This is a genomic window from Telluria sp. ZB4P34 (genome assembly GCF_059686055.1).
Window position 1 is genome coordinate 108,122 of sequence record NZ_JCASIF010000003.1, and the last position, 20,643, is coordinate 128,764.

Below are 20,643 nucleotides of genomic sequence, written 5' to 3' on the forward strand. Positions count from 1 at the left end.
AGGCGGCCACGAAGGCCGCCCGGTTTTACAGCTGTCGTAATAAAGCTCTTGCTTCATCCATCGCCGCAAATGGCTGTCCTCCCGCAAGGGACTGTTCGGCTTCCTTGCGTGCCCCTGCCTTGTCACCGGCTTTGGCAAGCGCGGCCGCCAGGTGGAAGCGCACATCGGACGACTTGGGCGCAGCATTGACTGCCTTGCGCAGCAGTTCGATGCCGCGCGCAGTGTCGCCGCGCTGGACTAGGATCCAGCCGAGGGTATCCATGATCGCCGGATTGTTGCCGGCCAGCTTATAGGCCTGTTCCGCCATCGGCAGCGCGCGCGCGTCGTTTTCCTCCTGGTAGGCCCAGGCCAGGTTGTTGAGCGCGGCGGGGTTCGACGGATTGGTCTTGAGTGCAGCCTGCAGCGCCGCGATGGCTGGCTTGAACTGGCGTTTGGCCAGGTAATTATCGGCCACCAGCATGGCAATCATGTCATTGCCGGGATTGGCGGCATGGTATTTCACGAGCCGCGCCTCGCTTTCGGCAGCCTTGCCGTTCTGGACCATCACCTGGTGGATTTTCGTCAGGATTTGCGGCGAATTGGACATCGCGAACGCTTTTTCGAACGCTGCCAATGCCGGCGCCGTCTTCTTCTGCGCCAGCAGCAGTTCTCCTTCTACCAGCAGGCCGGTAGGCGCTTTCGGGTTCTCCGCCTGTATCTGGCGTGCAATCGCGAGCGCTTCTTCATGCTTGCCGCTGCGGGTCGCCAGGTCGATCTGCCCCATGCGTGCCTGGACGAACTTGGGGTCGATCGACAAGGCGCGCTTGAGGCTTTCCCCCGCACCGCTGTCGTTTTTCATCAATACCTGCACGGAAGCCAGGCGCATGAACGCCGGCGCCGATTTCGGCATCGCCGCGGTCAGCTTGCTATAGGTCTCGAAGGCGCCGTTCAGGTCCTTGTTGGCCACCTGGACCTGGCCCATCGTGTCCAGCACGGCCGGATCAGCTGGATGCGCGGTGATCGTCTTGCGCATCAGTCCCAGGGCCTTCTCGGGTTGCTTCACGTTAAGGTAATGGCCGGCCAGCGCCAGCGCCGGGGCGACCTCTTGCGGATTCTCGGACTGGGCTTTTTCCAGCCAAGTGGTGGCTTCGGCAGCCCGTCCCTGCGACAGCTCGACGGCCGCCAGCGCGCCCATGGCCTGGATATTCTTCTTGTCCTTCGCGAGCATGGCTTCGAATCGCTTCTTCGCCCCTGCCACGTTCTTCTCGCTCATGTCGAGGCGCGCCAGGTTCGAAACGGCAGGGAAGAAGGTCGGGTTCAACGCGACCGCTTTCTCGAAGCTGGCGCGGGCGTTCTTGATGTCCTGCTTGCCCAGGTAGACGCCGCCTTTCACGTGATGCACGACGGGATTGTCGGGTTGGGTTTTCTCGAGCGCCAGCGCGGCCGCCAGGGCCTTGTCGAGCTGGCCGCGGCGCAGCTCGGCCTGGACCAGGGCAAGGCCGGCTTCGGTCGATTTCGGATCGAGCGTCGTGGCGCGCTCCAGTTCGCCGATCGCCTTGTCCCAGTCGCCCTGTGCCATCTTCGACAGGCCGAGCGAGGTACGGATGCTCGCCGCACCCGGCGCCAGCGCACTGGCCTGCTCGAGGTAGGAGGATGCCTTGGCGAAGTCGCGCGACTGCAGGTAGGACTGGCCGGTCAGGGCCAGCAGCTGCACGTCCTGGTCGCCGTTCTTCAGGGCCGGCGCCAGCACCGCGGTTGCCTCGGCAGGCTGACCGGATTTGAGCAATGCCTGCGCCAGCAGCTTGCGCGCGTAGACATTGTTCGGAAGCGTCTCCAGGTATTTGCGCAGGTGCTGTTCGGCTTGCTGGTTGCTGCCCAGGTTCAGTTCCACGGCGCCGGAAAGCAGGACACTCGGCATGTGCTCGGGCGCGGCTTTCAGGATTTTCTGCAGGGATTCCTTCGCTTCGGCATGCTTGCCACCCGTGTAGGAAAGCAGGGCCTGGGCATAGGTCACGTTCAGGTCGGTGCTCCAGTGCTTCTTCGCAGCATCGATATCGGCTTTCGCCGCGGCGAGGTCGTTGGCGCCGATATGGATATAGGCCTTTTCGACGTGGGCGCTGCGGTGTGCGGGATTGATTGCCAATGCCTTGTCATAGGCGGCCAGGGCTTCCTTGACCTTGCCCTGGCTGCGCTGCAGGTGGCCCACCATCATCCAGGCTTCGGTATTGCCGGGGTCGCGGGTGGTGGCATCCAGCATGAAACGGTTGGCTGCTTCCAGGTTGTTGTCTGCTGCTGCCAGGCGACCGAGGCCGATCAGCGCGTCGCCGGCGTTGGCGTTCACCGCCAGCGCGGCGTCATAGGCTTCCTTGGCCTTGTCTTTATCGCCCAGCATGAGGTAGGCATCGCCGCGGCGGGCCAGCAGCAGCGGGGATGCCTTGGCTTCCTCCGGCGTGATTTCTTCGAGGAGTTCTTTGGCCTTGCCTTGCTGGAGCAGGGTGCGCGCGATCAGAGGCAGCGTCTTGTCCGGTGCGGCGCCGAGGCTGGCGGCTTTGCGCAATTCCTTGTCCGCCGACGGGATATCGCCGCGTTCGAGGTGCATGGTGCCCAGGCGCAGGCGGGCTTCGGCGTTTTCCGGGTTTTGCGAAACCGCATTCTTGAGCTGGATCAAGGCAGCTTTGCGGTCGCCTTTTTGCTCGTACTGCTGCGCTTCCGCAATCAGTTCCTCTGCAGTCTGCGTACGGCTGCAGCCAGCCATGCCTGCACTCAGCAGGATAGCGCCGGAAACCACGGCAACGGCAAGTTGTTTCTTGGTGAGAGTACCCGGCATTGTCATTCCCTTTGATGAAGGCGCTTGCGTTACAAATGGTATGGGTGCAAGCGAAGTTCCCGAGTGTTAATAATACACTAAGGAATCGGCTGAAAAGGCCATGAGCTCATCCGTACGCGCAAATAGCGCGTGCCTGTTGCTATTCGGCGTTGGTGGCATGATAAGTATTGATTGGAGGAAAAATAGCAGCAGTTCGCTGCAGATCGCGGCCGGCCTGGGCTGTCAGGGTTTGCGCAGGCGGCTGAGCAAGGCGTCGACATTGTCGCCGACCGGCAAGCCATGGCGGCGCAACAGTTGCACGTGCAAGACCAGGTTTTCGAGCACCAGCTTGGCCGACACGGCGAGCAGGGTCATCAAACGGTCTTCGGTGCTGAAGTTTTCCATGGAAGCCGCCATCTCGCACAAATGCGTGGCCACGAGGGCGCGCAGTTCGTCTTCAGGGAAGGGCAGGTCGGCGAAATCGATCGGGTCTTCCTGTTCGACTTCGTGCATCAGGGCGGCGAGCTGGTCGGGCTTGATCGGCATGCGTGGACTCCGCTGGTATCGGTGAGTCTATTCTAGGTCAGCGCCGCCCGTGACAGCCACGGGATTGGACAGCGTGCAGGCAATCCTGCGAAGATAGATAGGAATCTTGTACAAGAAACGAAGGGCGGCCACGATGGCACGACTATTCTTCACCCAGCAACTGGCACGCTTTACGACTGTGCCGCAAGTCGAGACGGCGGCGCACGACTTGCGTAGCGGACTAGACGCTGCCTTTTCCATCAATCCGCTGCTGCGTGGATACGTGCTGGACGACCAGGGCCGGCTGCGCGCCAACGTAACAATCTTTATCGATGGCCGGCGCTGCCGCGATACGGCGTGCCTGGACGACCCTTTGCAGTCGGGCAGTCAGGTCTATGTGCTGCAAGCACTTTCTGGAGGCTAAACATGAGCGAGCGTGCTTACCTGTCCACCCGCAAAGGATTGTTCGAGCTCCACAAGGCGAACGGCGGCTGGGAATTCGGTCCGGTTCACTTCCTTGGCGAGCCGGTTTCAATGGCGCTGCCGGACCGGCGCGATGGCAGCGTGTATGCTGCGCTGAACCTGGGCCATTTCGGGGTCAAGCTGCATCGCCGCCGTGCGGGTAGCGAAACCTGGACCGAGCTGCCTGCGCCCGCCTACCCGCCAAAGCCGGCGCCTTTGCCAGGACAGAACGAAGACAAAACTGACTGGAACAACCGGATGATCTGGGCGCTGGAAGCAGGCCATGCCAGCCAGCCCGGCCTGCTGTGGGCGGGTACCCTGCCCGGCGGCCTGTTCGTTTCGAGCGACCATGGCGACTCGTGGCAGCTGCTACGCTCGCTGTGGGACGTACCGCAGCGCGCCAACTGGTTCGGAGGCGGCTACGACGTACCCGGCATCCACAGCATCAGTGTCGACCCACGCGACCCGAAGCTGATGCTGGTAGGGGTGTCCTGCGGCGGCGCCTGGCGCAGCGAGGACGGCGGCGAGAGCTGGACCGTTAGCTCGACCGGCATGCGTGCCGACTATATGCCTCCCGAGATGAACGAGAACGAAGAAATCCAGGACCCGCACCGCATCGTGCGCTGTATCGACCAGCCGACCGTCCTCTGGTGCCAGCACCATAACGGCATGTGGCGCTCGATGGACGGTGGGCGGTACTGGCAGGAAATCACTGCAGCGCCGCTGTCGCGTTTCGGCTTCGCAGCAGCGGCCCATCCGAAAGACGGGAACACGGCCTGGTTCGTGCCATTGGAGGCGGACCAGCGCCGCATCCCGGTCGGCGCCGCGCTGGCAGTGATTCGCACGCGTGATGGCGGAAAAAGCTTCGAGGTGCTGCGCGATGGCCTGCCACAGGAGCATTGCTACGACATGGTCTATCGCCATGGACTGGCGGTCAGCAATGACGGCAATACCCTCCTGATGGGGTCGACGACAGGCGGGGTATGGATTTCGGAAAACGGCGGCGACAGCTGGCAGACCCTGTCCACCACGCTGCCGCCGGTGTATGCGGTGAGCTTCGGTTAGCGCATCGCCCAATCGTGCTCGAGGTCCACCACGACGTAAGGCAAGCTTCAGTCGCGCAAATTTCCGACATCCGGACCGCGCTCCAAGCGAGGCTGCGGCCTTGAGCTAGTTCTTGACCGAACTTTGTCGCTAGTCCGGTCAAGATTCATCTACCTGAATTACATATTGCGGCGGTACTGCCCACCAACCTCGAACAGCGCGGTCGTGATCTGGCCCAGCGAGCAGACGCACACCGCGTCCATCAGCCTGGCGAACACGTTCTCGTTGTCGATCGCGGCCTGCTGCAGGGCGGCCAGGGCGGCCGGGGCCTTGTCGGCATGGCGTGCGTGGAAGGCTTCCAGGCGGGTCAGCTGCGACTGCTTTTCGTCGTCGGTCGAACGCGCCAGCTCGATCGTTGCCGGTGCACCCAGACCGTTCGGATTGCGGAAGGTGTTCACGCCGATGATCGGCAGGGTGCCGTCGTGCTTCTGGTGCTCGTACAGCATCGACTCTTCCTGGATCTTGCCGCGCTGGTAGCCGGTCTCCATCGCACCAAGCACGCCGCCGCGCTCGGCGATGCGCTCGAACTCCTGCATCACCTGCTCTTCGACCAGGTCGGTGAGCTCGTCGATGATGAAAGAACCCTGGTTCGGGTTCTCGTTCTTCGCCAGGCCCCATTCGCGGTTGATGATCAGCTGGATTGCCAGCGCGCGACGGACGGATTCGTCGGTCGGGGTGGTAATCGCTTCGTCATACGCGTTGGTATGCAGCGAGTTGCAGTTGTCGTAAATCGCGATCAGGGCCTGCAGCGTGGTGCGGATATCGTTGAAGTCGATCTCCTGCGCGTGCAGCGAGCGGCCCGACGTCTGGATGTGGTACTTCAGCTTCTGCGAACGCTCGTTGGCGCCGTACTTGTCGCGCATGGCCACCGCCCAGATGCGGCGCGCCACGCGGCCCAGCACCGTGTACTCCGGATCCATGCCGTTCGAGAAGAAGAAGGACAGGTTCGGCGCGAAATCGTCGATGTGCATGCCGCGCGCCAGGTAGGCTTCGACAAAGGTGAAGCCGTTCGACAGGGTAAACGCCAGCTGCGAGATCGGGTTCGCGCCGGCTTCGGCGATGTGGTAGCCCGAGATCGACACCGAGTAGAAGTTGCGCACCTGGTGATGGACGAAGTATTCCTGGATGTCGCCCATCACCTTCAGCGAGAACTCGGTGCTGAAGATGCAGGTGTTCTGGCCCTGGTCTTCCTTCAGGATGTCGGCCTGCACGGTGCCGCGCACGTTCATCAGGACCCAGTCCTTGATCTTGGCGGCCTCGTCGTCGGTCGGCTGGCGGCCGTTGTCCGCCACGAACCTGTCGATCTGCTGGTCGATGGCGGTGTTCATGAACATCGCCAGGATGGTCGGGGCCGGGCCGTTGATCGTCATCGACACCGACGTGCTCGGGCTGCACAGGTCGAAGCCGTCGTACAGCACCTTCATGTCGTCCAGGGTCGCGATCGACACGCCCGAGTTGCCGACCTTGCCGTAGATGTCCGGACGCAGCGCCGGGTCGGCGCCGTACAGGGTTACGGAGTCGAAGGCAGTGGACAGGCGCTTGGCGTCCATGCCGGTCGACACGAGTTTGAAGCGTTTGTTTGTGCGGAAGGCGTCGCCTTCGCCCGCGAACATGCGGGTCGGGTCTTCGCCCTCGCGCTTGAACGCGAACACACCGGCCGTGTACGGGAAGGAGCCCGGCACGTTTTCCAGCATCAGGAAGCGCAGGATCTCGCCGTGGTCCTCGAACCTCGGCAGCGCGACCTTGCGGATCGGGTTGCCCGACAGGGTCTTCTGGACCAGGCGGGTGCGGATCTCCTTGTCGCGGATTTTCACGACGTAGTCGTCGCCCGCATAGGCGGCCTGCATGTCCGGCCACATGGCCAACAGCTTCTTGGCGCCGCCCTCCATGGCGTTGTCACGCTCGGTGATCAGGTCGTCGAGCACCACTTCGCGGTTGGCGGCGGCCAGAATGCGCTGGGTCGCGCTCAGCTGCTGGCGCTCGCGCGCCAGCTGCACCTGCTTCTTGACGTTGCGGTGGTAGCCGCGCACGGTGTCGGCGATCTCGGCCAGGTAGCGGGCGCGGGCCGGCGGAACGATCACGTTCTTGCCGCTCGAGTACTTCTGCGAAGGCGCGTCCAGGCGGCTCGCCTCGACCCGCAGGCCCAGTTCGGCCAGCTTCGGCAGCAGCCCGTGGTACAGCGCCGTGACGCCGTCGTCGTTGAAGCGCGAGGCCTGGGTGCCGTACACCGGCATCTCGTCCGGCTGCTTGCTCCACAGTTCGCGGTTGCGCTGGTACTGCTTGGCGACATCGCGTAGCGCGTCCTTGGCGCCCTTACGGTCGAACTTGTTGATGGCGATGAAGTCGGCGAAGTCGAGCATGTCGATCTTCTCGAGCTGCGAGGCGGCGCCGAATTCCGGGGTCATCACGTACATCGAGGCGTCGACGTGCGGCACGATGGCGGCGTCGCCCTGGCCGATGCCCGAGGTCTCGACGATGACGAGGTCGAAGCCGGCGACTTTGCAGGCCGCGATCACGTCGGGCAGGGCCTGCGAGATCTCGGAGCCGGCTTCGCGGGTGGCGAGCGAGCGCATGAAGACCCGGGCCTGGCTGTTCCAGGGATTGATCGCGTTCATGCGGATGCGGTCGCCCAGCAGGGCGCCGCCCGACTTGCGGCGCGACGGGTCGATCGAGATGATGGCGATGTTGAGGCGGTCGCCCTGGTCGAGGCGGATGCGGCGGATCAGTTCATCGGTCAGCGAGGATTTGCCCGCGCCGCCGGTGCCGGTGATGCCCAGGACCGGCGCCTTGACGGTGTCGGCGGCTTCCACGATCTGCTTGCGCAGCTGCTCGTCGGCCTTGCCGTTTTCCAGCGCGGTGATCAGCTGGGCCAGCGGGCGGTGGCGTTCGGCGATGTCGCCTTGTTTCAAGGCCTCGATCGAGGTCGGGGCGTAGGACGACAGGTCGACGTCGCAGGTTTCGAGCATCGAGCGGATCATGCCGACCAGGCCCATGCGCTGGCCGTCTTCCGGGCTGAAGATGCGGGTGACGCCGTAGGCGTGCAGTTCTTCGATCTCGCTCGGGACGATCACGCCGCCGCCGCCGCCGAACACCTTGATGTGGGCGCCGCCGCGCTGGCGCAGCAGGTCGATCATGTATTTGAAGTATTCGACGTGGCCGCCCTGGTAGCTGGAGATGGCGATGCCCTGCACGTCCTCGCTGAGCGCCGCGGTGACGACTTCGTCGACCGAGCGGTTGTGGCCCAAGTGGATCACTTCGGCGCCGTTCGACTGCAGGATACGGCGCATGATGTTGATCGAGGCGTCATGGCCGTCGAACAGCGAGGCGGCGGTGACGAAGCGCACCTTGTTGGCCAGCTTCGGCTGCTCCGGCAGGTCGAGTTTCGCGGCGGGGGTGATGTCGTTCATTGGATTGGGTCCTTGGGAGTTCGGGAGGACAGGGGTATCTCGGTACGGTATATGACGTTAACGTTAACGTCAAGCCGGGCACGATGGGGTTCGGAGCGTGGGCGGATCTCCCGCCCACGCTACGATTACGCAGCGCGCCGCTTGACGTTGCCTGAAAGCAGCTCCGCCTTGCGGACATGGAACTCAGCCACTGCTTTTTCCTTCACGTGGCCGAAGCCGCGGATCTGTTCCGGCAGCGAAGCCAGTTCGACCGCATCGGCATGGTTCGCCGCATCCAGCCTGGCGAGCAGCGCTTCCACCATCTCGCGGTACTCGCCAATCAAGTCACGTTCCATCTTGCGCTCCGCGGTCTTGCCGAAGATGTCGAAGGCGCCGCCGCGCAGGCCTTTCATCTTCGCCAGCAGCTTGAAGGCGCCGAACATCCAGGAGCCGTACTGCGCCTTGACCATGTGGCCCTTGGCATCCTTCTTGGCGAACAGTGGCGGGGCCAGGTTGAATTTCAGGGCGAAGTCGCCTTCGAACTGGGTCTTGAGCTGCTCGACGAAGCGGCCGTCGGTGTACAGGCGCGCCACTTCGTACTCATCCTTGCAGGCCATCAGCTTGGCGTAGTTCTTCGCCACGGCCATCGACAGCTTGTTGCCCAGGCCACGACCAGCCTCGGTCTCGCGCACGCGCTTCACGAGGTCTTCATACACGGCCGCATACGCAGCGTCCTGGTAACCGGTCAGGTGTTCGACGCGCTTCCTGATCACGCTGTCCAGGCTTTGCGGCATCTGGATCACGACCGTCTGCGAGGGAATCGCCTGCTTTTCCACGCGCTGGGAATCCACCGCGGCGCGGCGGCCCCACAGGAAACTCATCTTGTTCGAGGCCACGGCCACGCCGTTCAGCTCGATGGCGCGCAGCAGGGCGGCTTCCGACAGCGGGATGCGGCCCTTCTGCCAGGCGTAACCCATCAGGAACAGGTTGGTCGCGATCGAGTCGCCCATCAGCGCGGTGGCCAGCCTGGTGGCGTCGACGAAGTCGACTCCCGCTTCGCCGCCCACGGCTTCCAGGATCAGGGAGCGCACGTCGCCAGAGGGGAATTCCCAGTCGCGCTGCTGCGCAAACGTGCCGGTCGGCTGCTCGTGCAGGTTGACGATGGCGAGCGTGCGGCCCGGGCGCATCTTCGAGACCGCATCGGCGGCGCCGGTAGTCAGGATGTCGCAGCCCAGGATCAGGTCCGCTTCGCCGGTGGCGATGCGCTGGGCGCGCAGGCGGTCCGGGGTCGCGGCGATCTTCACGTGCGAGGTGACGGAGCCGTTCTTCTGGCTCATGCCGGTCATGTCCAGCACCGAGGCGCCCTTGCCTTCGAGGTGGGCGGCCATGCCCATCAGCGCGCCGACCGTGATGACGCCGGTGCCGCCAATGCCGTTGATCAGGATGTTGTACGGGTGCTCGACGCTCGGCAGCGTCGGCTCCGGCAGCGCGCCCCAGGCGTCAATCGCGCCTGCCTTCGACACGCCCGTCTTGCTCTTCTTGAGCGTGCCGCCTTCGACGGTGACGAAGCTCGGGCAGAAGCCCTTGGCGCAGGAATAATCCTTGTTGCACGAGGACTGGTCGATCTGGCGCTTGCGCCCGAATTCCGTTTCCTTCGGCAGGATCGAGACGCAGTTCGACTGGATGCCGCAGTCGCCGCAGCCTTCGCACACGGCTTCGTTGATCACCATGCGCTGGTTCGGGTCGGGGAACTCGCCTTTCTTTCGACGGCGACGCTTCTCCGCGGCGCAGGTCTGGTCGTAGATGATGACCGTGACGCCCGGCAGTTCGCGCAGCTCGCGCTGGACGTCGTCCATGTGCTTGCGTTCGTGCAGGGTGACCATGGCCGGCAGCTTGGAGCGGTCCGCGTAGCGCGACAGGTCTTCGGTGACCAGCGCGATGCGCTTGACGCCTTCGGCCGCCATCTGCTGGGCGATCATCGGTACCGAGGTCTGGCCGTCCACCGGCTGGCCGCCGGTCATCGCCACTGCGTCGTTGTACAGGATCTTGTAGGTGATGTTCACCTTGGCCGCCACCGCCGCGCGGATCGCCAGGTAGCCCGAGTGGAAGTAGGTGCCGTCGCCCAGGTTCTGGAACACGTGCGGCACCTGCGAGAACGCGGCCTGGCCGATCCAGGGCGTGCCTTCGCCGCCCATGTGGGTGGTGAGCTTGTTCATCTCCGGGTAGATCGAGGTCGCCATCACGTGGCAGCCGATGCCGGCCAGCGCGAAGGAACCGTCCGGCACCTTGGTCGAGGTGTTGTGCGGGCAGCCGGAGCAGTAAAACGCTGGGCGGAACGGCGTGGTGATCGCCTTTTGCAGGACGGCGTCCTTGGCTTCCAGGAAGGTCAGGCGCGCCTTGATCAGGTCACGCGTCGCCTCGTCGGTGACGAGGCGCGCGATGCGGCCGGCGATCACGCGCGCGACCTGCGCCACCGAGAAGTCGGCCTTCGGCGGCAGCAGCCAATCGCCGCGCGGCGCGACCCACTCGCCCTTGTCGTCGAACTTGCCGACGATGTGCGGCCGCACGTCGTCGCGCCAGTTGTACAGCTGTTCCTTAAGCTGGTACTCGACCACCTGGCGCTTCTCTTCGACCACCAGGATCTCCTCCAGGCCCTGCGCGAATTCGCGCACGCCGTCCGGTTCCAGTGGCCAGATCATCGCGACCTTGTACAGGCGCAGGCCGACCTTGGCGGCCATGGCTTCGTCGATGCCCAGCTCTTCCAGGGCTTCCAGCACGTCCAGGTAGGATTTACCCGAGGCGATGATGCCCAGCTTCGCGTCCGGGCTGTCGATGGTGGTGTGATTGAGCTTGTTTTCTCTAGCGTAGGCCAGGGCCGCGTAGATTTTATAGTCCTGCATCAGCGCTTCCTGCGCACGCGCCTGCTGGCCCAGCGGTACCGAAGACAGCTTCGTATTCAGCCCGCCTTCCGGCATCGCGAAGTCCTTCGGATACTTCACTTCGACGCGGAAGGGGTTGGCGTCGACCGAGGCGCTCGATTCGACCGTATCGGCCAGCGCCTTGAAGGCCACTGCGCAGCCCGAGTAGCGCGACATGGCCCAGCCGTGCACGCCCAGGTCCAGGTATTCCTGCACGTTGCAGGGGTAGAGCACCGGGATCATGCAGGCCGAGAAGATGTGGTCGGACTGGTGCGGCAGGGTCGAGGAGTAGGCGCCGTGGTCGTCGCCGGCCACCAGCAGCACGCCGCCGTTCTTCGCCGTGCCGGCATGGTTCATGTGCTTGAATACGTCGCCGCAGCGGTCCACGCCCGGGCCCTTTCCGTACCACATGGCGAATACGCCGTCATACCTGGCGGGGCCGATCAGGTCCACGGTCTGGGTGCCCCAGACAGCGGTGGCGGCCAGGTCTTCGTTCACGCCCGGCACGAACTGCACGTGGTTCGCCTCCAGGTGCTTTTTCGCCTTCCACAGGGTCTCGTCGAGGCCGCCGAGCGGCGAGCCGCGGTAGCCGGACACGAAGCCAGCCGTGTTCAGGCCGGCGGCGGCGTCGCGCTCGCGCTGCATCATCGGCAGGCGCACCAGGGCCTGGATACCGGACAGGAAGATGTTGCCGGACTTGGCAGTGTATTTGTCGTCGAGGGTAACGGTGGTCAAACGGGACGAATGGTCCGGCGTCGCCGCTTGTGGCGTGACGGTATCAGGCATGGGTGTCTCCAAATCGTGGTTCGGTGCAGGTGTTCGTCGCTGGCTGCCGGATAGGCGGGGCGGGAGAACGGGTCGCGGTAGCGACAGGGGTGCCGCAGCACTGTAATTCCGCGTGGAGTGTAGGGATTTAGCCCTGCAAGGGCCAATAGGGAATGCGGATGGGGGTATAAGAAAATCTGATGACCGTTATGCGCTCAAGGCCCGATCAGCCTCGCACCCGGCCAGGCGCCGCGCGCGCACAGGACTTCGGTCACTTCACGCACCAGCTTGCCGATGGCGGCGGCCGCGTTCGTCAGCGGGATGTTTCGCGAGGCGCACAAGGTCACGTGGCGCGTCACTGCCGGTTCGCCCACCGGCCAGGCGGCGATGGCGCCGCGTTCGATGTCGGCCAGCAGCGGCGCCACCGGCAACAGGGTGGCGCCCAGGTCGGCCAGCAGGGCCGAACGGAGGATGGCCAGCGAATTGATTTCGAGGATGGGGCCGAGCGCCAGGCCAGCCCCGAATGCCGCCTGTTCGACCAGCGGCCGCACGCCATGCTGGCGCGCCGGCAGGATCAGCGTGCTGGCCAGGGCCTCGCGCAGGGTCAGCTTGTCCGCCGCCGGCGCAAGGCACGAGTCGGCACGGCAAATGAACATCAGGTCTTCCTCGACCAATGGGGTACTGGCGAAATGCCCGGCCGGCACCTCATCGAACAGGACGGCCAGGTTCAGGCGGCCCGACTTGAGCTGTTCCGTGAGGCTGCCCGAGATTTCCTCCGTCAGTTGCAGGGTGATTTCGGGATACCTGGTCCGTGTTGCCGTGAGGAGCGGCAGCGCCAGCGCGCCCGAGATGCTGTGCGGCAGGCCGAGCGAGACGCTGCCCGATGGCCGGGTGGTGGACTGCACCACTGCCGAACGCGCATCCGCTACCTGCTTCAGGATCGCCTGCGCGTGCTCATAGAAGATCTTGCCAGCATCGGTGCTGACCACGCCATGTGCCGAGCGGTGCAGCAGCTGCGCGCCGAGTTCCTGCTCGAGCTGGCGCAACTGTTGTGTCAGTGCCGGCTGCGCCACGTGCAGCACGAGCGCGGCGCGCGACAGCGAACCGTGGTCGACGATAGCGACAAAATACCGGAGTTGACGAAATTCCATCTTTTGGGGTGTGTCCGCAAAGCAACAAATGATAACGACGTTTAACAAAATTGTTATACTGCACATTGGCCGACGGGCGCCGACATTATTACAGAGCAGAGTAGAGATATGCTGAAAAAGGTGGATGCCTCACAGCTGAAGGTCGGGATGTTCATCCACGACCTCGACTGCGGCTGGATGGACCACCCTTTCGTGCGCAACCGCTTCCTGCTGACCACCGACGCCGAGATCTACAAGATCCGCACGGCGAAGATCCGCGGCGTCGTCATCGATTGCAGCAAGGGGATGGACGTGGACGACGCGCCTACCCTGGCGCAGGCCGAAGCAGTAATCGATGCCGAAGTAACGGCGATCGCCGCCAAGCCGGTCGTGGTCACGCGCGTCTCGCTGGGCGAGGAACTGGCCCGCGCCGCCAGTATACGCAAGCAGGCCGCGGGCCTGGTGCGCACCGTGATGGCCGATGCCCGCCTCGGCAAGGCCGTTGAAATGGACAAGGTCGGGCCGGTGGTCGTGAGCGTGACCGAATCGATCCTGCGTAATTCCGGGGCGCTGCTGGGCCTGCTGCGCATCAAGAACAAGGACGACTATACCTTCCTGCATTCGGTCAGCGTGTGCGCGCTGCTGGTGGCGTTCTGCCGTTCTCGCAAGATGGACGAGGACACGATCTACCAGGCCGGCCTCGGCGGCCTGCTGCACGACACCGGCAAAGCGCTGGTGCCGGACGCCATCCTGAACAAGCAGGGCCGGCTGACCGACGAGGAATTCGACATCATCAAGCGCCATCCGCGCGACGGCTACGACATCCTGCTCAAGACCCCGGAGATCGGCCGGATCCCGCTCGACATCACGCTGCACCACCATGAACGGCGCGACGGCAGCGGCTATCCGGACAGGCAGGACGAGGGCGGCATCAGCGAACTGGCGCAGATGGCGGCGATCGTCGACGTCTACGACGCCATCACCTCGGACCGCTGCTACCACAAGGGCATGCCGGCGGCCGAAGCGCTGCGCAAGATCTACGAGTGGAGCAAATTTCACTTCAATCCGACGCTGGCGCAGGAATTCATGCGTTGCGTCGGCATCTATCCGGTGGGCACCCTGGTGCTGCTCGAATCCGGGCGCCTGGGCGTGGTGATCGAGCCGCACGAGACCAGCCTGCTCACGCCAAAGGTCAACGTGTTCTTCAGCACCAAGAACGAAACCTACATCAAGCCCCTGACCCTCGACCTGTCCAAGCCCTTCGGCTTCGGCGGCGGCGACAAGATCGTGCGCCACGAATCGCCCGAGAAGTGGAACGTCAATCCGCTGCAGTTCCTGAACATCGCCTAGATCGTCCAGGGGCTACCGGCCGCTGTGCGGATGCGGCGCACCTCAAAAGAATTCGGCGGTATCGTTGGTGGCGATGGTCTGCAGCAGGCCGCTGGCGACCAGTTCCTCGTAATGGCAGGCACGGTTGCGGCCGTTCGCCTTGGCGTAGTACAGCGCCTGGTCGGCGTGGCCCAGCGTCACCACCGGGGAATCGGCGGCACGGATGCTGGTGAAGCCGACGCTTACCGTAACCTGCCCCACCTGCGGAAACACGTGCGACTCGACGTTGGTGCGGAAGCGGTCGATGATCTTGCGGGCGTTGTCCAGCGTGGTCGAGCGCAGCAGCACGACGAACTCTTCCCCGCCGAAGCGGAACACCCGGTCCTGCGAACGGAACGAGGATTGCAGCAGGTTGGCGATCAGGATCAGGACTTCGTCGCCGTACAGGTGGCCAAAGCGGTCGTTCACGCCCTTGAAATGGTCGACGTCGACCACCGCCAGCCACTGCTTTTCCTCGGCCACGTGGTGGCGCCGCTCTGGCTGGCCCGGCAGCAGCAGCTCGGCGTCGCTCGCATGCAGCATGCGCGCCAGCTGGTCGTCGAAGGTCTTGCGGTTCAGGAGCCCGGTCAGCGAATCGCGCTCGCTATAGTCGAGCAGGTTCTGGAAGTTGCGGTACACGCTGACGATCCCGCTGATCATGTGGATCGATTCGCTGGTAAAGCCGTGTTCGTGCGTGATTTCGAGGCAGGTGTCGGCCTTGTCGCCGAACCAGATCGGCAGCCACAGGCGGCGCAGGCCGCCGGCTTCCACGCCTTCCGCGCGCGAATCGTGGTGCTCGATGCAGTGCGCCAGTTCGGGATAGGCCGTGATCGGCTCACCCGGGCTACCGCTGTCGTGCGACTCGTCCGGGCAGGCAACGCCGCCGGCGCGGATGCAGGCGCGCGCCCGCACGAATCTCTGGCCGCATACCGTGGCGATCGTCAGTACGCGGGTCTGGGCCGCGCCCGCCAGTTCCTGTACCGCCGAGATCACGGAGATGTCGAGCATCGTGTGATCGCGGTGGCCAGTCATGTCCACCATGTGTCGCAGCAAGGAATCCATGTCGTTCACAGAAACTGAAAGAAACTGAGTCAAGCAAAAGCACGGCCGGTCGGCATCACGGGAGGCTGCTTTTTCTGGCGAGCAAGCGGAACAGCATAATGCGTTTTTGTATAGCAGGCAACTATTCTTAACAATATTTATCGTTTTGATGCGGGAGCAATAATCGATCGACTTGATTTCCTGTGCCGACGCAAGTGCTCACCCTATAAATGGTTTCCACACGGCAAGCTTGCCTCACATCAACTTGCCGCATGGAACTGTTCGGTACAGTGAACTCACTGACAGACGCAGTCGAAGCAGCAAAAGACGGGGCCCCGTCTGTCAGTAAATCAGTCTTAAGTTCCTCAACTACCATAAGGAGTTTGTCATGAGCACCATTACCTCCGCCATCAAAACGTTCATTGCCGACGAAGACGGTGTTACCGCGATCGAATATGCACTGATTGCTGCGCTGGTGGGTATCGCGATGGCATCGGCGGCCACTTTGCTGGGCGGGAAAATCTCCGCGGCCTTCAATGCTGTCAAGGACGCGATCGTGGTTCCGGCCGCCTCCGGCGGCGGCGCTAGCACCTGATCGCTGACGCCCCCCGGTGCCACGAGCCCTGGGGGGCTTTTTTTTTGGAGAGGATCATGGTTGTCGCTCCCTATCTCGACACAGCGCTGTTGCTGCTGGTAGCCGCCGCCGCGGTCAATGACCTGGCCAGCCGGCGCATCCCGAATCTCCTGCTGCTGTCCGGTCTCGTAGTGGCCCTCGTCTTGCATGCGGTCTCGCCCGACCCCGGCAGCGCCCTGCTTGCCTGTGCCGGCGGCGCCGTCACGGGGCTGTTGATATTCCTGCCCTTCTACCTGGTGCGGGGCATGGCCGCCGGAGACGTCAAGATGATGGCCACCATCGGCGCCTTCACCGGGCCCATGGAGGCTCTGAACATCGCGGTGCTCGCCTGGTGCGCTGGCGGCCTCATGGCCGTGGTCCTCATCATCTGCCGCGGCCGGCTGCGCCAGGCGTTGACCAACATCTGGAGCATCCTGCGGCCGGCCCTGCTGCGACTACCCGCCGTGCCGCACGCCATGCGTGAAACCAGCGGCACGATTCCCTATGGCGTGGCGATTGCGGCAGGCACGATCTACGTTCTGATGAGCCGCCACGCTTGACTTTCCTGTTGATCCCCCTTCCTTGCTGGAACTCAAATGGGGGGGAAGGGGCGATGGCTAGAATCAATTTAACAAATGTAAGAAATATCCGCACCCAGCAGGAGGTTTCCCTATGGAAGTGTTATCGGCGTCCTCGCCAACAGCCGTCCTCGATGGGGGGCGGGCGCCAGGCGGCGGGTTGGAGGGCGCATTCGGGGCGGAACCGGCGCCCATCCTGCCGCGCCAGCCGCGGACCGTGCGCGACACCGGTCTCGAGCCGCGCTTCCTCACCGGCCTCGTCATCAAGACCTTGCACGCCAGCGGCAAGACCCCGCTGTCCGTGCTCACCGGCCGCCTGCGCCTGTCTATCAGCGTGGTGCGCGAAGTGCTGCAGGGATTGGTCGCCGAGCAGCTGGCCGAGGTAGCCTGGTGCGGCGACTCCGACATCGACGTGCATTACCAGCTTACCGCCTTCGGCCTGCGCGCCGCCACCGAATGCCTGGCCGAATCGCGCTACCTCGGCCCGGCCCCCGTGACCCTCGAAGCCTACCGCGCCGTGGTCGCAGGCCAGTCGCTGCGCCAGCCCGATGCCGCCCGTATTACGCCGGCCGAGCTGCAGGCAGCGCTGGTGGAAGACGGCCTCGATCCGGAAGTGCGCGAACTGATCGGCGCGGCGCTGTACGCGAACCGGCCGTTGATGCTGTACGGCCCCTCCGGCAGCGGCAAGACGACGCTGGCGCGCCGGCTCGCGCGCCTGCACCAGGAACCGGTCGCGATTCCCTATGCGGTACTGGTCAGCCACGAGATCGTGCAGGTGGTCGACCCGGGCCTGCATCCGGCCCCCCTGCAGCAGCGTGCCATGGAAGAACGGCGTAGCTGCGATGCGCGCTGGGCGCTGTGCCAGCGGCCGCTGGTGCACATCGGCGCCGAACTGGGACGCGACATGCTGGAGCTGCGCACCGACGCCGCCAGCGGTGTCCTGCGTGCGCCGCCCCACCTGCAGGCCAACAATGGCTTGCTGGTGCTCGACGATCTCGGCCGCCAGCGCGTGCCGGCCGGTGAAGTGCTGCACCGCTGGCTCGGTGCGCTCGACAGCGGCGTGGACCAGGTCGCGGTGCCCGCCGGCGCCACCCACGCGCTGCCCTTCGACGTGACCCTGGTGGTGGCGACCAGTCTTGCGCCCGAGTCGGTGCTGGACGAATCCTGCCTGCGCCGCATCGGCTACCGGATCGCGCTCGGCCCCCTGTCCGAAACGGCTTACCGCGCCTCGGTGCGCCGCCAATGCCAGCTGCGCGGCATCGGTCCCGACGAAGCGGCGATCGACTACCTGGTTAACGAACTGCACCGCCGCAGCCGGCGCCCGCTGCTGGCCGCCTGGCCGCATGAGCTGGTCGGGCGGATCACCGACTTCGCCGGCTATGCAGGCCGCGCACCGCGCTTCGACGCGGACAGCGTGGCCCAGGCCTGGAGCAGCCTGTTCGGCGCCAGGGCAGCGCCGGAATCAAGCAACCTGGGAGAAATGCGATGAAAAACAAGCGTGCCGTGATCGTGATGGCGCTCGCGATCCTGTTCGGCCTTGCCGCCGTCGTGATGGCTTCGCGCTGGCTCCTGACGCAGCCGGCGGCAAGCGCCAGCCGCATCGTGGTGGCGGCGGCCGACATCAACCTCGGACAGCGCCTGACGCCCGAGATGCTCAAGCTGGTCGAATGGCCGGCCCACAGCGTGCCGAAAGGCGCGTTTGATGAACCGCAGAAACTGAGCGGCCGGGTGCTCAAGACCAGCATCCTGTCGGGCGACCCGGTGAGCGAAGCCAAGCTGGCGCCGGCAGGGACCCTGGGCGGCCTGTCGGCCCTGATTACCGAGGGCAAGCGCGCCATCACGGTACGCGTCAACGACGTGATCGGCGTGGCCGGCTTCGCCCTGCCGGGCAACTACGTGGACATCATCGTCAGTACCGAGACCGAGGCGCAGCCGGGCGCCCAGGCGCAGGCGGCCGCCCCGCGCGAGCAGAGTATTTCCAAGATCGTGCTGGAACGGATCCTGGTGCTGGCAGTGGCGCAGGAAGTCAACCGCGACGAGACCAGGCCGAAGGTGGTCAATGCCGTCACGCTCGAGGTCACGCCGGAACAGGCCGAGATGCTCGACCTGGCGCGCAGCGTCGGCACGCTGTCGCTGGTGCTGCGCAACCAGGTCGACCCGGCCGCGGCGCAGACCGCGGGCGCCACCAAGCAGAACCTGCTGCCGGCGCCGGCCTCGTCGCCGCTCAAGCCGGTGGCGCTGCAGGCGCCCGCGCCGCGTCCGCGGCCCCCGGCGCCGCGCCTGGCCCCGGCCCCGCAGCGCGACTGCGTCAAGGTCATCAACGGCCTGAACGCTTCCCAGGAATGTTTCTGACCTTTACCGATCCGGGATGGATGCCATGAACAGATGCCTGAATCTTGCACCGCTCGCCGCCGGCCTGGCGCTCGCCACCGCCGTGCCCGCCCACTCGGCCCCCGCTGCCGCGCCGATGGCTGGCGCGGCCGCCAAGCCGGCCGCCGCCGGATTTGCTCCCATCTCCGCCCCTGGCTCCGCCAGGGCGCCGGTATTGCGCTCCCAGCCGGCCGCCGGCTGCAGCGGCGAGGCCGCCAAGCCCGTCACCATGACGCTCAACATGGGCAAGTCGACCATGCTGCGCCTGCCGGAGAGGGTGGCCCACCGAAGCGTCGGCAACCCCGCCATCGTGCAGGCCATGCTCGTCGCGCCGGATACGCTCTACATCGCCGGCGTCGACGTGGGCAGCACCAACATGATCGTGCAGGGGAAAAGCGGCTTGTGCAGCGTGATCGACATCCTGGTCGCCATGGACCCGGCCGCATTGCAGGCGACCCTGGCCACCCTCATGCCCGACGAGAAGGACATCCGGGTGTCCGCGGCAGCCGATTCGCTGGTGCTGAGCGGCACCGTCAGCGACACGGGGGCGATTGCCCGCGCGATGGAGTTGGCCAGCGCCTACGTGCAGCGCCCGCTGCGCCAGCTGTCGGCCGCCGCGGACCAGGACAAGGGCGGCGTGCTTGCCACCGGCAACCAGGCCGGCGGCGGCAATGCCCCGGCCAGCACGCGCGTGATCAATCTGCTCAACGTCAGCGCGCCGCAGCAGGTGCAGCTGGAAGTGAAGATCGCCGAGGTATCGAAGACCCTGCTCGAGCGGCTCGAAGCCAAGACCCGCTTCAGCTTCGGCGGCGGCAGCTGGACCACCACCCTGGTGTCGAACTTCCTGAGCGGCCGCGTGCTTCCGGGCGACGAGACCCTGCAGACCAGGGGCGGCCGGCTGGTGGGCGACGCGAACAAGCAGGACAGCCTGGTGCGTGTACTGGCCGAGCCGAACGTGCTGGCGATCAGTGGCCAGGAAGGCACCTTCCTCGCCGGCGGCAAGTTCTTCATCCCGGTCGCGCAGGACGACAAGAAGATCACGCTCGAGGAGAAGGAGTTCGGGGTCGGCCTGCGCTTCACCCCGACCGTGCTGGCCGGCGGGCGCATCAACCTGAGGGTGGCGCCGGAAGTGTCGGAGCTGTCGCGCGAAGGCGTAGGGGTGTCGGCCGTCGGCATCTCGGGCACGGCGATCCTGCCGGTGGTGACCACGCGCCGCGCCAGCACCACCGTGCAGCTGTACGACGGCCAGAGCTTCGCCATCGGCGGCCTGGTCAAGAACAACCTGGTGGCCAACCTGGAAGGCTTGCCGGTGCTGGGCGAAGTGCCCGTCCTGGGCGCGCTGTTCCGCAGTACCGATTTTCAGCAGGACCGTACCGAACTGGTATTCGTGATCACCGCCCGCCTGGTGAAGCCGATCCCGGGAGGCGGCTACGCGCTGCCGACCGACAAGGTAGGTATCCCGACGCGCGCGCAGGTGCTGCTCGGCGGCCAGCTCGAGGGAGTGGCGCCGGCCGCAAGCACCGGCACCCTGTCCACGCCGCAGGTTGCGCCGCCCGCCGCGCAGACCGCCGGCGGCTTCGAACTCAAATAGGAGCTTA

At 65.0% G+C, this 20,643-nt stretch carries 14 protein-coding genes; 8 read left to right on the forward strand and 6 right to left on the reverse strand.

Annotated features, from left to right (window positions below; all coding sequences use genetic code 11):
• Positions 1–25: 25 nt before the first annotated feature.
• Both prsT and AC56KL_RS07435 read right to left on the reverse strand, forming a co-directional pair.
• Positions 26–2,806: an XrtA/PEP-CTERM system TPR-repeat protein PrsT gene (gene prsT / locus AC56KL_RS07430; protein WP_497179526.1), complete on the reverse strand. Its 2,781-nt coding sequence runs from the start codon at positions 2,804–2,806 to the stop codon at positions 26–28.
• Between the two features lie 222 nt (positions 2,807–3,028).
• Positions 3,029–3,331, reverse strand: coding sequence for a hypothetical protein (locus AC56KL_RS07435; protein ID WP_497179527.1), 303 nt, complete (start codon positions 3,329–3,331; stop codon positions 3,029–3,031).
• A gap of 133 nt (positions 3,332–3,464) precedes the next feature.
• Here AC56KL_RS07435 and AC56KL_RS07440 point away from each other — a divergent pair, with 133 nt between their 5' ends.
• Positions 3,465–3,734, forward strand: coding sequence for a MoaD/ThiS family protein (locus tag AC56KL_RS07440; protein ID WP_497179528.1), 270 nt, complete (start codon positions 3,465–3,467; stop codon positions 3,732–3,734).
• 2 nt (positions 3,735–3,736) lie between these two features.
• The gene (locus AC56KL_RS07445) at positions 3,737–4,837 is read left to right on the forward strand and encodes a WD40/YVTN/BNR-like repeat-containing protein (RefSeq protein ID WP_497179529.1); all 1,101 of its coding nucleotides are present in this window, start codon (positions 3,737–3,739) and stop codon (positions 4,835–4,837) included.
• 158 nt (positions 4,838–4,995) lie between these two features.
• On the opposite strand, the gene icmF is transcribed toward AC56KL_RS07445, so the two are convergent.
• The 3 genes from icmF to AC56KL_RS07460 all read right to left on the reverse strand — a co-directional run bounded on the left by icmF (position 4,996) and on the right by AC56KL_RS07460 (position 13,096).
• Positions 4,996–8,283, reverse strand: a complete 3,288-nt coding sequence (gene icmF, locus AC56KL_RS07450) for a fused isobutyryl-CoA mutase/GTPase IcmF (RefSeq protein WP_497179530.1) — start codon at positions 8,281–8,283, stop codon at positions 4,996–4,998.
• Between the two features lie 125 nt (positions 8,284–8,408).
• Positions 8,409–11,966, reverse strand: a complete 3,558-nt coding sequence (locus AC56KL_RS07455) for an indolepyruvate ferredoxin oxidoreductase family protein (RefSeq protein WP_497179531.1) — start codon at positions 11,964–11,966, stop codon at positions 8,409–8,411.
• Between the two features lie 194 nt (positions 11,967–12,160).
• A complete protein-coding gene (locus AC56KL_RS07460) occupies positions 12,161–13,096 on the reverse strand; it encodes a LysR substrate-binding domain-containing protein (RefSeq protein WP_497179532.1) in 936 nt (311 codons plus the stop codon).
• A 120-nt stretch (positions 13,097–13,216) separates the two neighbouring features.
• Here AC56KL_RS07460 and AC56KL_RS07465 point away from each other — a divergent pair, with 120 nt between their 5' ends.
• Positions 13,217–14,425: an HD-GYP domain-containing protein gene (locus tag AC56KL_RS07465; RefSeq protein ID WP_497179533.1), complete on the forward strand. Its 1,209-nt coding sequence runs from the start codon at positions 13,217–13,219 to the stop codon at positions 14,423–14,425.
• Positions 14,426–14,467: 42 nt separating this feature from the next.
• Here AC56KL_RS07465 and AC56KL_RS07470 read toward each other — a convergent pair whose 3' ends face one another.
• Positions 14,468–15,505, reverse strand: a complete 1,038-nt coding sequence (locus AC56KL_RS07470; protein WP_497179534.1) for a GGDEF domain-containing protein — start codon at positions 15,503–15,505, stop codon at positions 14,468–14,470.
• Between the two features lie 367 nt (positions 15,506–15,872).
• Between AC56KL_RS07470 and AC56KL_RS07475 the strand changes: the two genes are divergently transcribed.
• The 5 genes from AC56KL_RS07475 to AC56KL_RS07495 all read left to right on the forward strand — a co-directional run bounded on the left by AC56KL_RS07475 (position 15,873) and on the right by AC56KL_RS07495 (position 20,636).
• On the forward strand, positions 15,873–16,079 hold the full coding sequence (locus AC56KL_RS07475; RefSeq protein WP_497179535.1) for a Flp family type IVb pilin: 207 nt from the start codon (positions 15,873–15,875) through the stop codon (positions 16,077–16,079).
• A gap of 56 nt (positions 16,080–16,135) precedes the next feature.
• Complete coding sequence (locus AC56KL_RS07480) at positions 16,136–16,657, forward strand: A24 family peptidase (protein WP_497179536.1); 522 nt, start codon at positions 16,136–16,138, stop codon at positions 16,655–16,657.
• A 112-nt stretch (positions 16,658–16,769) separates the two neighbouring features.
• The gene (locus AC56KL_RS07485) at positions 16,770–18,164 is read left to right on the forward strand and encodes an ATP-binding protein (RefSeq protein WP_497179537.1); all 1,395 of its coding nucleotides are present in this window, start codon (positions 16,770–16,772) and stop codon (positions 18,162–18,164) included.
• The gene (gene cpaB / locus AC56KL_RS07490) at positions 18,161–19,027 is read left to right on the forward strand and encodes a Flp pilus assembly protein CpaB (RefSeq protein ID WP_497179538.1); all 867 of its coding nucleotides are present in this window, start codon (positions 18,161–18,163) and stop codon (positions 19,025–19,027) included. The genes AC56KL_RS07485 and cpaB overlap by 4 nt, the downstream gene beginning before the upstream one ends.
• A gap of 25 nt (positions 19,028–19,052) precedes the next feature.
• Entirely contained in the window at positions 19,053–20,636 is a 1,584-nt protein-coding gene (locus AC56KL_RS07495; RefSeq protein WP_497179539.1) for a type II and III secretion system protein family protein, read from the forward strand.
• The last annotated feature ends 7 nt before the right edge of the window (positions 20,637–20,643 follow it).

Bases quoted from the DNA above. Each gene is read 5' to 3' on its own strand.
- AC56KL_RS07460 (WP_497179532.1), bottom strand. From the start codon at position 13,096: ATGGAATTTCGTCAACTCCGGTATTTTGTCGCTATCGTCGACCACGGT.
- icmF (WP_497179530.1), bottom strand. From the start codon at position 8,283: ATGAACGACATCACCCCCGCCGCGAAACTCGACCTGCCGGAGCAGCCG.
- AC56KL_RS07495 (WP_497179539.1), top strand. From the start codon at position 19,053: ATGAACAGATGCCTGAATCTTGCACCGCTCGCCGCCGGCCTGGCGCTC.
- AC56KL_RS07470 (WP_497179534.1), bottom strand. From the start codon at position 15,505: ATGGATTCCTTGCTGCGACACATGGTGGACATGACTGGCCACCGCGAT.
- AC56KL_RS07485 (WP_497179537.1), top strand. From the start codon at position 16,770: ATGGAAGTGTTATCGGCGTCCTCGCCAACAGCCGTCCTCGATGGGGGG.
- AC56KL_RS07455 (WP_497179531.1), bottom strand. From the start codon at position 11,966: ATGCCTGATACCGTCACGCCACAAGCGGCGACGCCGGACCATTCGTCC.
- AC56KL_RS07445 (WP_497179529.1), top strand. From the start codon at position 3,737: ATGAGCGAGCGTGCTTACCTGTCCACCCGCAAAGGATTGTTCGAGCTC.
- AC56KL_RS07435 (WP_497179527.1), bottom strand. From the start codon at position 3,331: ATGCCGATCAAGCCCGACCAGCTCGCCGCCCTGATGCACGAAGTCGAA.
- AC56KL_RS07440 (WP_497179528.1), top strand. From the start codon at position 3,465: ATGGCACGACTATTCTTCACCCAGCAACTGGCACGCTTTACGACTGTG.
- prsT (WP_497179526.1), bottom strand. From the start codon at position 2,806: ATGCCGGGTACTCTCACCAAGAAACAACTTGCCGTTGCCGTGGTTTCC.
- AC56KL_RS07475 (WP_497179535.1), top strand. From the start codon at position 15,873: ATGAGCACCATTACCTCCGCCATCAAAACGTTCATTGCCGACGAAGAC.
- cpaB (WP_497179538.1), top strand. From the start codon at position 18,161: ATGAAAAACAAGCGTGCCGTGATCGTGATGGCGCTCGCGATCCTGTTC.
- AC56KL_RS07480 (WP_497179536.1), top strand. From the start codon at position 16,136: ATGGTTGTCGCTCCCTATCTCGACACAGCGCTGTTGCTGCTGGTAGCC.